A 14543-nucleotide genomic window follows, 5' to 3' on the forward strand; every position below is an offset into this window, starting at 1 on the left:
TATCAAGGCTGTTCCGTGTTTGCCGGTCCCTCCCCCCTTCGTTCTTCGCTGGCCCTGGCGCTGCTGTTCAGCGACACACTGCTGGCCGATGACCTGTTCCTGGAAAACCTGCCGCTGCCGCAAGTGCTGACCGCCACCCGGCTTAAACAGTCGCCCGCCGCCGTGCCGGGCAGCATGACTGTGCTCGACAGCGAACTGATCAAGGCCAGCGGGTCGCGGGACATCAGTGAGCTGTTGCGCCTGGTGCCGGGGATGATGGTGGGCAACATCAACGGCAACCAGGCGGTGGTCAACTACCACGGCAGCAATGCCAGCCAGGCGCGGCGCATGCAGGTGCTGATCGATGGGCGCTCGGTGTACCGCGCCGGCCTGGCAACGGTGGACTGGAGCGACATTGCGGTAGCGATGGAAGACATCGAGCGCATCGAGGTGTTTCGCGGCCCCAATACCGTCAGCTACGGCGCCAATGCACTGATGGCCGTGGTCAACATCATTACCCGCGCCCCGGCCAACAGCCACGGCACACGGATCAAAGTCAGCCGCGGCCAGCGTGGGATCAATGACTGGTACGCCAGCCACGGCACCGGCTGGGACAGTGGCGACCTGCGCCTGTCCTTGTCGGGCCAGGAAGACGACGGCTTCGACTCCGACCAGCGGGGTGCGGACTACCACGACAGCCGGCGGCTGAACCGGATCAACCTGGCCATCAGCCAGGCACTCGACGAACAGCAGAGTATCGACTGGCAGCTCAACGCCAAGGACGGCAGCAACCAGCGTCCCTATACCTACCGTCCGGTATTCCCCGGGATTACCGCTGCCGGCGACAACTCCGACGTGACCGCCAAGAATTACTCCTCCTCCCTGCGCTGGAACCTCGACCTGAACCCCGAGCACAGCCTCTATATACAGGGCACGGCACAGCACTGGGATCGCCAGCAAACCTGGCGTGCCTGTGATGCCGAAATATCGTTCAGCCCGCAACTGGCGGCACTCTGGCAACTGGACCCCAACTACACCGAGCGCCTGGCGCGCAACATGGACAGTTTCACCGCCAGTGGTGCCCCGCGCTCGACGCCAGAGCAGGAAGCACTGGCCAACAAGGCCCTGGCGCAGTGGCGAGGCGGCGCCAACCGGACCGTCTGCGGCAACATCGACCAAAGCACCCGGGAAACGCGCTACGACCTTGAACTGCAGGACACCCTGAGCCTGTCCGATAGTCTGCGCCTGGTCAGCGGCTTGAACTATCGTTACGACCGGGCCGACTCCGAGACCTACTTCAATGGCACTCTCGATGACACCACCACGCGCCTGTTCGGCCAGTTGGAGTGGCGCGCCACCGAGCACTGGCTTGTGCAGGGCGGTGCAATGTACGAAAAGACCCGTTTGATCGGCGACTCACTGACCCCGCGCTTCGCGATCAACTACCTGATCACCCCGCGTCATGGCCTGCGCGCGGTGTACTCCGAAGCCGTGCGCTCGCCCGACATGTTCGAGAACAACGTCAACTGGAGCTATCGGGTGACCGGGCTCAACCCCACGGCCTACGGCAGGCCCAGCGCCCGCTATTTCGTCAAGACCCGCGGCCCCGGCGATCTCGAGCAGGAACACATGCGCTCGCGCGAACTCGGCTACAACGGCAGCTTCACCCACTTGGGCCTGAACCTCGACGTCAAGCTGTTCCACGATGAAATCACCGGAATGATCAGCGAGTCGCTGCGCAACAATCAGTTCATTGCCAGCAACTCCAACACCGCTCGCTTTCAAGGTGCGGAAACCCAGCTCGACTGGCGCCTGAGTGCTGCCGACCGGTTGCGCCTGACCTATGCCTATGTCGATGCCGAGGCCAGCAGCCCCCAGGACCAGCAATTGACCGCGCACAACAGTGGCTCCGCCGGCTGGCTGCGCGATTGGGGCAGCGGCTGGAACAGCGCACTGTTCTACTACGGCGACGATGCCCTCAATGGCTACCGTTTCGAACGGCTCGACTCGCGCCTGGCCAAACGTATCGCCCTGGGCAAGACCAGCCTGGAGCTGGCCGGCACCCTGCAACAACGCCTGGACAATCAGCCCAACACCTTCGCCGACAATTACTACGACTCACGCCACGTGCTGTACTTCAGCGCCGAGCTTGGTGTTCTGAGATGACTCTTGCGCGGATGTCGACCAGCCTGCTTAACCACCTGCGTCATTGCCTGGGGCTGCTGCTCGTTTGCCTGGCCGCCCTGCCCGTGCACGCAGCCGATGTCCTGCTGACGGGAGTCGAGGACAGCCCCGGAGTGCAGGCCTTTACCCAGGCCCTGGCCCAGCAGCGACCCAAAGACAACGTGCGCTTCCTGCCATTGCGCGAGTTGCCGCCGCCCTCGCGCATTCCCTGTACGACCCGCCTGATTCTGCTGGACCTGGCCAGCCTCGACTGGCGCCTACAGGACCACCAGGGCCCTCCCACCCTGGTGCTGCGGATCAGTCGCCTGCAAGCCAACCAACGGGTGGGCGACACCCGCCCGCTGCACCTGAGCCTGCTGTGGAGTGACCCACCGCTCAGCCGCCAACTGCGCCTGACCCGCAGCCTGCTGCCGCAAGCCAGGCGCATTGGCGTATTGTTCGGCAAGGACAGCGAGTTCCTGCTCAAGGAGCTGCACGGCGCCGCCCATCGCCTGGGCATGGAAGTCGTCGCCGAGCGCTGGGACAACACCAGTGACAGCCGGCCCCTGCAAGCGCTGCTGAAAAACAGCGATGTGTTGCTGGGTCTCGACGACCCGCACCTGTACAACCCGAAGACCGCAAAAAACCTGTTGCTCAGCAGCTACGGCCAGCAACGGGCACTGATCGGCCCCAATGCCGGGTTCGTCAAGGCTGGCAGCCTGGCCAGCAGCTACAGCGACCAGAGTGACTGGCTGGCGATTCTCGACGAGTTGCTCGACCGCCCGCCGGCCAGTTGGCCCCGCAGCCTCTATCCCACGCGCTTCAAAGTCGCCACCAACCCGCAAGTGGCACGCTCCCTGGGCCTCGAACAGATCGACCCCGTGGCGCTGGCTATCCAGTTGGCCGAAGGAGATACCTGGCCATGACCTTCCGTCGCCACTGGGGGATCAATACCCGCACCCAGGCCATCAGCCTCGGCCCGGCCCTGCTGCTGACCCTGCTGCTGATCAGCTTCTTTACCTTCGTGCGCATCCAGGACTTGCGCCAGGAACTCAATCACACCGGTCAACTGGTGGCCAATCAACTGGCCCCGGCCACCGAGTACGGAGTGATTTCCGGCAACAAGGAGGTGCTCGAAAGCCTGATGAAGGCCACACTGGCCACGCCTCACGTGCGCTTCCTGCAAGTCCAGGACAGTGCCAACAACGTCCTGGTGTACGTCGAGCAACCGTCCCTCTCCCGCGGGCAGCCACAGCAGATCGAGGTATTCCAGGCACCGGTGCGCCTGCAACGCATCCAGCTCAACGACGACTTCCTGCAGGCCGTGCCCCCGCCCAGCGGCATTACGGAAGACTATCTGGGGCGAGTGATCGTCGGCATGTCCAACGATGCCTTCAGTCAGCGCCAACAGGAGATCGTTCTCAAGGCGGGCATCCTGGCGCTGTTCGCCCTGCTCTTTACCTTCCTCCTGGCCCGGCGTCTGGCCGCCAGCCTGTCGGAACCGATCAGCGCCATGGGCAACGCGGTGAAGGCCATCCAGCAAGGCGACTACAGCACCCCGCTGCCGATCGTCGACGATGCCGAGCTGGGCAACCTGTCGCGGCATATCAACAACCTGGCCGATGGCCTGGAGCAGGCCAGCCGCGAACAGCAGCAGGCCATGGCGCAACTGATCCAGACCCGTGAAGAGGCGGAAAAGGCCAACAGCGCCAAGTCCGATTTCCTGGCGATGATGAGCCACGAACTGCGCACCCCCATGAATGGCGTGCTGGGCATGTTGCAGCTCCTGGAAACCACCCAGATGACCGATGAGCAGGTCGAGTACGCGGCACTGGCGTCGGAGTCCACCGAGCACTTGCTCAAGGTGATCAACGACATTCTCGATTTCTCGCGCATCGAACGGGCGCCCCTGGAACTGGAGCACATCCCGTTCAACCTCGCCGAGCTGATCAACAGTTGCGCCCAGGCGTTTGCCCACAGTGCGCAGCAACGTGGCCTGAACCTGCAGCTGCAATTGGCCGATGGCATGCCAGCCCTGTACGTCCAGGGCGACCCGACGCGCATCCGGCAGATCCTGGTCAACCTGATCGGCAACGCCCTGAAATTCACCGAGCACGGCCAGGTGGCCATCCAGGCGCAGTGGCAATCGCTGGACCACGAACTGCTGTGGTTCACCTGCACGGTGCGCGACAGCGGAATCGGCATCTCCCCGGACAACCTGGAGCAGATGTTCAACGCATTCCAGCAGGCCGACAGTTCGATTTCCCGGCGCTATGGCGGCACCGGCCTGGGACTGCCGATCGCCCGCACCCTGGCCGAGCGCATGGGCGGCACCCTGCGCGCGCAAAGCGTGGAAGGCCAGGGTTCGGTCTTTACCCTGGAAATGCCCCTGGCCTTGTCGCGCCAGACCCTGCCCACACCCGTCCCTGCCGCACGCGCGGCGAGCAGCAATGGCGAGGGGCGCACTGTGTTGCTGGTGGAGGACAACCCGGTCAACCAGACCGTGATCGAGGCCATGCTGCGCAGCCTTGGCTTTACCGTCAGCGTCGCCAACGACGGTGCACAGGCGGTACGCAGTGCCGAGAGCCTGATTTTCGAGGCGATCCTGATGGATTGCCGGCTGCCCATCATCGATGGCTACGAAGCCACGCGGCAGATCCGTCAACTGCCCGGCTGCAGCGAAGTACCGATCATCGCCCTGACGGCCAACGCCTTGCAGGGCGACCGCGAGGCCTGCCTGGCAGCGGGAATGAACGATTACCTGGCCAAGCCTTTCAAACGCACTGATCTGCAGCAAATTCTCCAGCGTTGGCTGCAGTAGTACCGCCTAATCGAGCATCTGCGACTGGCGCGAAAACCGAAAGTGCGGCAGTCTTAGTCACCTCGACAGGCTCGATTTTGGGCTTGAATAATAATTTCAGTGCACAAGTGTACATTCATGTCCCTTGTCCTGTGACTTTCACCACAACGCAATAGTCTATGAGTAGGCTGCCGGTTCAAGGCATGAATGCTTTGATCGGCCGGGAAGATTTGCCCCACCTGCCGCATGGGACTATTGAGGAGCTCGCATGACCAAACAAAACGCCTTTACTCGGGAAGACCTGCTGCGCTGCAGTCGCGGTGAGCTGTTCGGCCCAGGTAACGCGCAACTGCCCGCCCCGAACATGTTGATGGTGGATCGCATCACCCATATCAGCGAAGAGGGTGGCAAGTACGGCAAAGGTGAATTGGTCGCAGAGCTGGATATCACTCCGGACCTGTGGTTCTTCGCCTGCCACTTCGAAGGTGATCCGGTGATGCCGGGCTGCCTGGGCCTCGACGCCATGTGGCAACTGGTCGGCTTCTTCCTCGGCTGGCAAGGTCTGCCAGGCCGCGGCCGTGCCCTGGGTTCGGGCGAAGTGAAATTCTTTGGCCAGGTCCTGCCGACCGCCAAGAAAGTCACCTACAACATTCAGATCAAGCGTGTACTCAAAGGCAAACTGAACCTGGCCATCGCCGATGGTTCGGTCAGCGTTGACGGCCGCGAGATCTACACCGCCGAAGGCCTTCGGGTCGGCGTTTTCACCTCCACTGACAACTTCTAAGGGTTATCCGCATGCGCCGCGTCGTTATCACTGGTCTGGGCATCGTTTCGTGCCTGGGCAATGACAAAGAGACCGTCTCCGCTAACCTGCGTGCAAGCCGCCCTGGCATCCGGTTCAACCCGGAATATGCCGAAATGGGTCTGCGTAGCCAGGTTTCCGGCTCCATTGACCTGCCCCTCGAAGAACTGATCGATCGCAAGATCTATCGCTTCGTCGGCCACGCGGCGGCTTACGCCTACCTGGCCATGAAAGACGCCATCACTGACTCCGGCCTGACCGAAGAGCAAGTGTCCAACCCGCGTACCGGCCTGATCGCCGGCTCCGGTGGCGCATCGACCCTGAACCAGATGGAAGCGCTGGACATCCTGCGCGAGAAAGGCGTCAAGCGCGTCGGCCCATACCGCGTGACGCGGACCATGAGCAGCACCGTTTCCGCGTGCCTGGCCACTCCATTCAAGATCAAGGGCCTGAACTACTCCATCGCTTCTGCCTGCGCCACCAGTGCTCACTGCATCGGTAACGCCATGGAGCAGATCCAGATGGGCAAGCAGGACATCGTGTTCGCCGGCGGCGGTGAAGAAGAGCATTGGAGCCAATCATTCCTGTTCGACGCCATGGGCGCACTGTCCAGCCAGTACAACGAAACCCCGGAAAAAGCCTCCCGCGCCTACGACGCCAAGCGTGACGGTTTCGTCATCGCTGGCGGTGGCGGCATGGTCGTGGTGGAAGAGCTGGAACACGCTCTGGCCCGTGGCGCGAAGATCTACGCGGAAATCGTCGGCTACGGCGCGACGTCCGACGGCTACGACATGGTCGCGCCAAGCGGCGAAGGCGCCATCCGCTGCATGCAGATGGCGATGTCCACCGTTGATGCACCGATCGACTACCTCAACACCCACGGCACCTCGACTCCGGTCGGCGACGTCATGGAAATGAAAGGCGTGCGTGAAGTGTTCGGCGCCAAGGCTCCGGCCATCAGCTCCACCAAGAGCCTGTCGGGTCACTCCCTGGGCGCCGCCGGCGTTCATGAAGCGATCTACTGCATGCTGATGATGGAAGGCAACTTCATGGCCGGTTCGGCCAACATCGACGAGCTGGACCCGGAAGTGGCCGACATGCCAATTCTGACCAAGACCCGCGAAGACGTAGCCTTCAACACCGTGATGAGCAACAGCTTCGGCTTCGGTGGCACCAACGCCACCCTGGTCCTGCAGCGCTGGCAGGGTAAGTAACACCCCGCCGCACCGCCGCACAAAAAAACGCCCCGACTGGTTCGGGGCGTTTTTTTGTCTGCGATTCCTGTTCAGCGCACGGTGAAGCTTTTCTGCGTCAGCAAACGATCGCCCTGGAACACCATGAAGCGCCACTCGCCCGGCACCACCTCGTGGCTTTCAGTGAACTCATAGGCCATCACATCCTGCGGGGCACCCGGCAGCAGCTTCTGGACCACCTCCAGCTTGTCCTGACGCTCGCCGTCGGGGGTGCGAATGCCCGGCGTGAAGTACAGCAATGTCAGGGGCTGCCCCTCGACGGCCTTGCCGGTCAACTGATAACGGATACCGAACTTGGTACCCAGCTTGGCCGGCACCGTTTCGGTCTGGCGGATCGACTCGTTGCTGCGCCGCAACACCCGCTCCCCCGATTGCAGATCGGCCTTGGCCCCTTCGAACACACCATATTCCACCGGACCTTGCACGCTGACCTCGGCGCTGGCCAGGCCGCTGAGCAACATCAGCGTCGCCAATGCAGATAAACGAGTGAGGGACATTTCGCGCTCCTTGATTGAGATGGGCGCGAGGGTATGACACCCGGGTGACAGGCTGATGACAAACCGCCACTCAGCGTGCCCCTTGCGTCACCGCACGCGGCAGGACCGCCAGGAAGTTGTCCCGTGCAACCTGACGCGCGACCTCGGGTGGCAAGGCATCGAGAAAGGGGGTAAAGCCGTGCATTTGTTTACCCAGGGTCTTGAAGCGTCCGACCACATCGGAACCCAGCATGAAACGCTCTGGAAAGCGCGTGACCAGGCTTACCCACTCCGGGCGAGGCTGACCCGCCTCATCCAGCAGATAGGGCGTGAGCACGCTCCAGGACAGGTCGATGAACAGGTTGGGGTAGGCTTCGAGTAAACGCGTCAGGGTCGGCAGCAGGAAATCCAGCTGAGTTTGATGCCGATGGATCTCCAGGCTGGTGCCGGCGTGCGCCCAGATGAACCGCGTGTGGGGATGATTGCGCAGCGGCTCTTCAATTTCGGCCAGGTACAGCGGGTTTTTCTCACGCTTGGAAGTGATATTGGAATGCACCAGCACCGGCAAGTCGTTCTCTGCCGCCAGGTGGTAGATCCGCGTCATGGCCTCATTGTTCGCTCGCGGCGTGTCGCCGGAGGTCAGTGCGGTCAGGTCGTCATGCCGGGTAAATACCTCGCCTATGCCCTGCCACAAGCCGGGATTGAGGTCGAGCATGCGCTGGATATGTGCTGCAGAGTTCTTGTCGTTGGGGTTGAAGCCTGAGAGAAACGGATGAAAGTGCTGACGCTGTTCGGGAGTCAGCTTGTTCACCGCAGCGGCGACAATGACATCGGTGGCGCTGTACCAGTAGGCATCGGCATCATCCCCGGCGTAATAACGCGGGCGCTTGGGCTCGTCTTCATGCCACTTCTTCGCCACCGGGACGCCGGAAATCATCACATGCTCGATGCGATTATCCGCCATCGCCTTGAGCAGCTTCGGCATGCCGGCGGTTTCCTGGAAAAAATCCACATAGTGCAGGTGTGCATCGCTGTAGGCGTATTCACGGGCGTCCACCAGCCCGCTGATCAACACCAATAACCAGGCCGCATTCCAGGGCTTCAAAGACACGCGCGCACTCCGCCGACAGATGAACAGGGTAGACCCCGCACCGCGCCCAAGGGTTCAGCCCTAAAGAAAGTGGAACGCCTGATTGCGCGGATGCTCTATAACTGCAAGGTGTCTTTTCCGTCGTCTCCCACTGCCAGAGAGGTTAACCATGACCATTACCGTCAATACCGAATCCAGTGAAGGTTTTCGCCACAGCGTGCAGATCGATGAACATGAACTGTTTGCCGATGTCCCGGTGTCCGCCGGTGGTGAAGGTTCGGCACCAGAGCCCCACGACTACTTCGACGCCGCCCTCGGGGCGTGCAAGGCACTGACCCTGAAGCTATACGCGCAGAAAAAAGGCATCCCGCTGACCGGCGTCACAGTCGAGGTCAAGCACGACAATAGCCAGGAGCCAAAAGGCAAATACGCGCTGCACGTCAAGCTGACCCTCAAGGGCGTGCTCACCGATGCCCAGCGTGACGAACTGCACCGGGTAGCCGATCGCTGCCCGATCCACAAGCTGATGACCAGCAGTGAAGTGAGCATTGAAACCCACCTGTCTGAAGGCGCCTTCAGCCAATAGCGGCAAGTGCTGGCTGTGCGGGTTATGCTCAACGGCATCTTTCGTACAGCCTGGATTGCCCCATGAACGCTCCGCTCGTGATCCGCCCGCGCCCTGAAGAGGTCGAAGGCCAACCGATCCTGCGCCCGCTGCCCTCGGCCAAATGCCGCAGCGTCGGGCCTTTCGTGTTTTTCGACCACATGCTCCACACCCGCTACCCGGCCGGCCATGGCATGAACATCCGCCAACACCCGCACATCGGCCTCTCGACCCTGACCTACCTGTTCGAAGGCGAACTCCTGCACAAGGACAGCCTCGGCTCCGAACAAGTCGTCAAGGCCGGCGACGTCAGTTGGATGACCGCCGGCAGCGCCATAGCCCACGTCGAACGCACGCCCGCCGAACTGTGGGACCAGGACTTCACCATGCACGGCCTGCAAATCTGGCTGGCCTCGCCCAAGGAACACGAACAAGGCCCAGGCCTCTACAGCCACCACCCGGCCGCCAGCCTGCCGGTCAGCGATAACCTGGGAGTCACCATCCGCATGATCGCCGGTACCGGCTTCTGCCTGGAGTCTCCGGTGCCGGTGCTGTCCCCGACCCTGTACGCGGAACTGCAACTGCAAACCGCGACCACCCTGCTGATCCCCACCGAACACACAGAACGCGCCCTCTACATCCTCAGCGGCGACGCCCTGCTCAACGACCAACCCATCGAAGCACACGCGCTGGTGATCCTGCCAAGCGGCGAAGCAATGACCCTGTTCGCCGACAGCGACTGTCACGCCATCCTCTTCGGCGGCGCCCCCATGGACGGCCCACGCCGGATCAACTGGAACTTCGTCGCCAGCGACCCGACAGCCATCGAAGACGCACGCCGGCGCTGGGCAGCAGGCGACTGGCCAAGTGTTCCGGGGGAAAGCGAGAGAATTGAATTACCCAAAGGCAGAGGCTGAAACGCAGCCTCGCGGGCTCGACAGCTGTGGGGATTGGGGTATACCCGAAATCCATGGCATAGCGGAGATTGCCATCGCTAGCAGGCTAGCTCCCCCAGGGGAGATTCGGACACCAGAAAAAGCAGGCCGGCCGGTAGCTCGCCTGCAGCCCTTGATCCACCCGCTCCCCCCCGGATGGATACCGTAGCGAAGGAACCCCGAGCCTAGGCGAGGGGCCGTACGCCAGGGGTAAGAGCCCTTGGTTACTTGGGGTCGGGCGGCGTTCCGATTTTCCAAGTGACCCGCCGTTGAACTGCCCCCCTAAAGCTAAAGCCCAAACACCTCCCCCAACAAATCATGCATCGACCTAAACGCGCGACCCGCCACCTTGGCGTCATACATCATCATCCCCGGCACATTCGCATGAGGATCGGTAAACGAGTGAAAGGCCCCGCCATAACTCAACAACTGCCAATCCACACCCGCCGCATTCATCTCCGCTTCGAAAGCCGGCAACTGTTCCTTGGGCACCAGCGGGTCAGACGCCCCGTGCAACACCAGCACAGCCCCCTTGATGTGATTGGCATCACTGGCATCCGGTGTATCCAGGGTGCCGTGGAATGACACCGCCGCCTTCACCGGCGCCCCCGTGCGGGCAAACTCCAACGCACAGCAGCCACCAAAGCAGAAGCCAAACGTCGCCAGTTTAGAGGCATCGACCGCCGCCTCAGCCTGGCCCTGCAACTGTTCGAACGCCACCTGCATGCGCTTGCGCAACAACGCTCGGTCATTCTTCAGCGGCATCATCGCCGCGCCCGCCTGATCGTTGTTCTGCGGTCGAAGCGACTGACCATAAAGGTCGGCAATCAGCACCACATAACCCTTGGCCGCGACCGCCTTGGCAATCTCCTCGGCACCCGCGCCCACGCCCATCCAGTTCGGCGCCATCAACAGGCCCGGACGCGGACCTGAGTGAGCAGCATCGAACGCCAGGCGACTTTCATATGGCTGGCCATCAATCTGATAGACCACGGAACGCACAGTGATTTGACTCATGACTCACTCCCGTCAATAAACGCCAGAATGAAAAAACCCGCCGAAGCGGGTTTTTCTACAACCTGTTTACACCGACAGCTCAACCAGCAGCTTGTTCAGCCGGCGCACATACGCCGCCGGGTCCTTGAGACTGTCGCCAGCCGCCAGGGCCGCCTGATCGAACAGGATGTGCGACAGATCACCAAACCGCTCGTCACTCTGCTCCGCGTCGAGCTTCTCGATCAGCGGGTGAGCCGGGTTGAATTCGAAGATCGGCTTGGAGTCCGGAACCTTCTGCCCGCTGGCTTCAAGGATCTGGCGCATCTGCAGGCCGAGGTCCTGCTCACCGATGGCCAGGATCGCCGGCGAATCGGTCAGGCGGTGGGAAACCCGCACTTGCGCAACAGAGTCGCCCAGCGCGGTTTTCAGACGCTCGACCAGGCCTTCCTTGGACTTGGCAACTTCTTCCGCCGCCTGCTTGTCCTCTGCCGAGTCCAGGTTGCCCAGGTCCAGGTCACCCCGCGCCACGTCGACAAAGCTCTTGCCGTCGAAATCGCTGAGGTAGCTCATCAGCCACTCGTCGATGCGATCGGTCAGCAGCAGCACTTCGATGCCTTTCTTGCGGAAGACTTCCAGGTGCGGGCTGTTCTTGACCTGCGCGTAGGTTTCGCCGGTCAGGTAGTAGATCTTGTCTTGACCTTCCTTGGCACGCGCCAGGTACTCGGCCAGGGAAACCACTTGCTCGCCTTCTTCGCCTTGGGTAGAGGCAAAGCGCAGCAGGCCCGCGATCTTCTCTTTGTTGGCGAAATCTTCGGCTGGGCCTTCTTTCATCACCTGGCCGAAGTTTTTCCAGAAGCCTTTGTATTGCTCAGGATCGTTCTTCGCCAGTTTTTCCAGCATGTCCAGCACGCGCTTGGTCAGCGCCGACTTCATCGAATCGATGATCGGGTCTTTCTGCAGGATTTCCCGCGACACGTTCAGCGACAGATCGTTGGAATCGACCACACCCTTGATGAAACGCAGGTACAGCGGCAGGAACGACTCCGCCTGGTCCATGACGAACACCCGTTGCACGTACAGCTTCAGGCCTTTAGGCGCTTCACGCTGGTACAGGTCGAACGGAGCACGGGCCGGCACGTAGAGCAACGAGCTGTATTCCAGCTTGCCTTCGACCTTGTTGTGGCTCCAGCTCAGCGGATTCTCGAAATCGTGGGCGATGTGTTTGTAGAACTCCTGGTATTCCGAATCCGCAATCTCGGTACGCGGACGCGTCCACAGCGCGCTGGCACGGTTGACGGTTTCCCATTCAACGGCCGGCGCCTCTTCACCTTCGGCGGCCGTGACTTCTTTCGGCAGCTCGATCGGCAGTGCGATGTGGTCGGAGTACTTCTTGATGATGTTGCGCAGGCGCCAGCCGTCGGCAAACTCGTCTTCACCGGATTTCAGGTGCAGGACGATGCGGGTACCGCGCTCGGCTTTTTCAATGGTCGCGACTTCGAAATCGCCTTCGCCCTTGGACGACCAGTGCACGCCTTCGCTCGCGGCGAGGCCGGCACGGCGGCTGAACACTTCAACCTGGTCGGCAACGATGAACGCGGAGTAGAAACCTACGCCGAATTGACCGATCAGGTGCGAATCTTTCTTCTGATCACCGGTCAGGTGTTTCATGAAATCGGCGGTGCCGGACTTGGCGATGGTGCCCAGATGCGTGATCGCATCTTCGCGGCTCATACCGATACCGTTGTCTTCGAGGGTGACGGTTTTGGCGTCTTTGTCGAAGCTCACACGGATTTTCAGTTCCGCGCCGCCTTCCAGCAACTCAGGCTTGGACAGGGCTTCGAAACGTAATTTGTCGACAGCGTCAGAGGCGTTGGAGATGAGTTCGCGAAGGAAAATTTCCTTGTTGGAGTACAGCGAATGGATCATCAGGTGCAGCAGTTGCTTTACCTCGGTCTGGAAGCCCAGGGTTTCCTTTTGAGTTTCCACGCTCATGGTCATCAAACTCCGATTGGATGGCAGTGGCCGCGCCCTGAAGGGTGGCGGCGGGATGTCATTCAAAGTGGGGGCGTCACCGAGGATTTCAAGGGCTGGGTGTTTCCTCGATCTTGAAATGCGCACGCGCCGTGGCAATCGGTTCAGCTTCAGTGCTCTGCCACGCGGTTATCGCCACGTTGGCGACGCGCCGCCCCTGCCGGCACACCTGGCATTTGGCGTAGGTGTCGCGAAACTGCCCGGCCCGCAGATAGTCGAGGGAAAAGTCGATGATCTTCGGTACTCCCGGCGAGCCGGTAAACACCACCAGGTGCAGGGCAGCGGCCAGCTCCATGAAACCCGCAATCACCCCGCCGTGAATCGCCGGCAACAAAGGATTGCCGATGTTGTCTTTGTTCGCCGGCAAGCGAAACAGCAGCTCATCGCCCAGGCGCGAGCATTCGATGCCGATCAACTTGGCGTAAGGGATCAGGTGCAGCAGCGAGGCATAGTCGCCACGCTCATGGGCCTGTTGCAGTTGTGTCTTGAAGTCATCGTTCATTGTTGCCCACCCGTGATCGAACCGCCGAAGCCCTTGGTGCCCTTGATCCCTTTGCCCATGCGCATGAAGGTTCCGACCACATGGGCGATGGGCTGCTGCGGATCGTCCTGATAGGCAAAGCCGCGGGTAAAGATCACGTCGGTGGTGACCCGGTAGCACTGGGCAAAGCCGTACACATCCTTGTGGGGTTCAGCCGGGTGCATGTAATCGATGCGCAGGTCCAGGGTCGGACACACTTCGAACTCCGGCAGCACACACAGGGTGGCCATGCCACAGGCGGTGTCCATCAGGGAGGTAATGGCTCCACCATGAATCACCCCGGTCTGCGGATTACCGACAATCTGCGGGCTGTAGGGCAAGGTGATGGTCATGCCGTCCTGGCTGGCGCTGTGCACATGCAAGCCGAGGACCTGGCAATGACGCAGGGCCGACAAAAAGCGCATCGCGCGCTCAAAAATGGGGTTATCCGACATTCGCTATAGGCTCTGATTAGTGTTGGTGCTTAGCGGTTATGGGCCTAAGAAAAAGTTCCCACAAGAATAAACTTATATATCTGTGAGAAACATGGAACTTAACCCATCAGGCCGTGCTCGAAAGGCCAAGTAGATATTTTCCATAAGGAGAAACACCCCATGCGTAAGACTTTAGCTATTGCCTTGATGTTGACCGCTTCCCTCGGTCTCGCTGCCTGCGATAAAAAATCCGAGGACAAAGCTCAAGATGCTGCCAAACATGCCGAGCAAGCTCAGCAGGACATGAACAAAGCTCAGGATAAAGTGAACGACGCTGCGAAAGAAAACGCCGAAGCTGCCAAAGCTCAGGCTGAATCGAACAAAGCCGCTGCCGAAGAAGCCGCTCCAAAAACCAATTAATGGTTTTAGCGCTGCACAATAAAGCCCGCCAAGTGCGGGC

The 14543-nt window shown here is 61.1% G+C and carries 14 protein-coding genes; 8 read left to right on the forward strand and 6 right to left on the reverse strand.

The window, feature by feature from the left end:
- Positions 1-15: 15 nt before the first annotated feature.
- The 5 genes from Q1W70_RS02480 to fabB all read left to right on the forward strand — a co-directional run bounded on the left by Q1W70_RS02480 (position 16) and on the right by fabB (position 6958).
- Positions 16-2145, forward strand: coding sequence for a TonB-dependent receptor plug domain-containing protein (locus Q1W70_RS02480; protein WP_302098608.1), 2130 nt, complete (start codon positions 16-18; stop codon positions 2143-2145).
- Complete coding sequence (locus Q1W70_RS02485; RefSeq protein WP_178117401.1) at positions 2142-3068, forward strand: ABC transporter substrate-binding protein; 927 nt, start codon at positions 2142-2144, stop codon at positions 3066-3068. The genes Q1W70_RS02480 and Q1W70_RS02485 overlap by 4 nt, the downstream gene beginning before the upstream one ends.
- Positions 3065-4963 (forward strand): ATP-binding protein, encoded by a 1899-nt coding sequence (locus tag Q1W70_RS02490; RefSeq protein WP_185818459.1) that lies wholly within the window; start codon positions 3065-3067, stop codon positions 4961-4963. Before Q1W70_RS02485 ends, Q1W70_RS02490 begins: the two co-directional genes overlap by 4 nt.
- Positions 4964-5210: 247 nt before the next feature.
- On the forward strand, positions 5211-5726 hold the full coding sequence (fabA, locus tag Q1W70_RS02495; RefSeq protein ID WP_010211704.1) for a 3-hydroxyacyl-[acyl-carrier-protein] dehydratase FabA: 516 nt from the start codon (positions 5211-5213) through the stop codon (positions 5724-5726).
- Between the two features lie 11 nt (positions 5727-5737).
- Positions 5738-6958, forward strand: a complete 1221-nt coding sequence (fabB, locus tag Q1W70_RS02500) for a beta-ketoacyl-ACP synthase I (protein WP_166590846.1) — start codon at positions 5738-5740, stop codon at positions 6956-6958.
- A gap of 71 nt (positions 6959-7029) precedes the next feature.
- Here fabB and Q1W70_RS02505 read toward each other — a convergent pair whose 3' ends face one another.
- Positions 7030-7494, reverse strand: a complete 465-nt coding sequence (locus Q1W70_RS02505; protein WP_302098609.1) for a DUF3859 domain-containing protein — start codon at positions 7492-7494, stop codon at positions 7030-7032.
- Between the two features lie 70 nt (positions 7495-7564).
- Entirely contained in the window at positions 7565-8584 is a 1020-nt protein-coding gene (locus Q1W70_RS02510; RefSeq protein ID WP_182343934.1) for an amidohydrolase family protein, read from the reverse strand.
- Positions 8585-8732: 148 nt separating this feature from the next.
- Between Q1W70_RS02510 and Q1W70_RS02515 the strand changes: the two genes are divergently transcribed.
- Positions 8733-9149 carry an OsmC family protein gene (locus tag Q1W70_RS02515; RefSeq protein WP_166590849.1) on the forward strand — a complete coding sequence of 139 codons (417 nt, stop codon included), beginning with the start codon at positions 8733-8735 and terminating at the stop codon, positions 9147-9149.
- Between the two features lie 62 nt (positions 9150-9211).
- Positions 9212-10084: a pirin family protein gene (locus Q1W70_RS02520; RefSeq protein WP_182343932.1), complete on the forward strand. Its 873-nt coding sequence runs from the start codon at positions 9212-9214 to the stop codon at positions 10082-10084.
- 306 nt (positions 10085-10390) lie between these two features.
- On the opposite strand, the gene Q1W70_RS02525 is transcribed toward Q1W70_RS02520, so the two are convergent.
- The 4 genes from Q1W70_RS02525 to Q1W70_RS02540 all read right to left on the reverse strand — a co-directional run bounded on the left by Q1W70_RS02525 (position 10391) and on the right by Q1W70_RS02540 (position 14104).
- Entirely contained in the window at positions 10391-11119 is a 729-nt protein-coding gene (locus Q1W70_RS02525; protein WP_166590851.1) for a dienelactone hydrolase family protein, read from the reverse strand.
- A gap of 66 nt (positions 11120-11185) precedes the next feature.
- Positions 11186-13090, reverse strand: coding sequence for a molecular chaperone HtpG (gene htpG / locus Q1W70_RS02530; protein WP_166590852.1), 1905 nt, complete (start codon positions 13088-13090; stop codon positions 11186-11188).
- A gap of 88 nt (positions 13091-13178) precedes the next feature.
- On the reverse strand, positions 13179-13631 hold the full coding sequence (locus tag Q1W70_RS02535; RefSeq protein ID WP_166590853.1) for a PaaI family thioesterase: 453 nt from the start codon (positions 13629-13631) through the stop codon (positions 13179-13181).
- Complete coding sequence (locus Q1W70_RS02540) at positions 13628-14104, reverse strand: PaaI family thioesterase (protein ID WP_166590854.1); 477 nt, start codon at positions 14102-14104, stop codon at positions 13628-13630. Before Q1W70_RS02540 ends, Q1W70_RS02535 begins: the two co-directional genes overlap by 4 nt.
- 159 nt (positions 14105-14263) lie before the next feature.
- On the opposite strand from Q1W70_RS02540, the gene Q1W70_RS02545 reads away from it, so the two are divergent.
- Positions 14264-14503, forward strand: a complete 240-nt coding sequence (locus tag Q1W70_RS02545) for a hypothetical protein (RefSeq protein WP_166590855.1) — start codon at positions 14264-14266, stop codon at positions 14501-14503.
- Positions 14504-14543: the final 40 nt, after the last annotated feature.

It is taken from the genome of Pseudomonas kielensis, from assembly GCF_030505375.1.
Classification (GTDB): Bacteria; Pseudomonadota; Gammaproteobacteria; order Pseudomonadales; family Pseudomonadaceae; genus Aquipseudomonas; species Aquipseudomonas kielensis.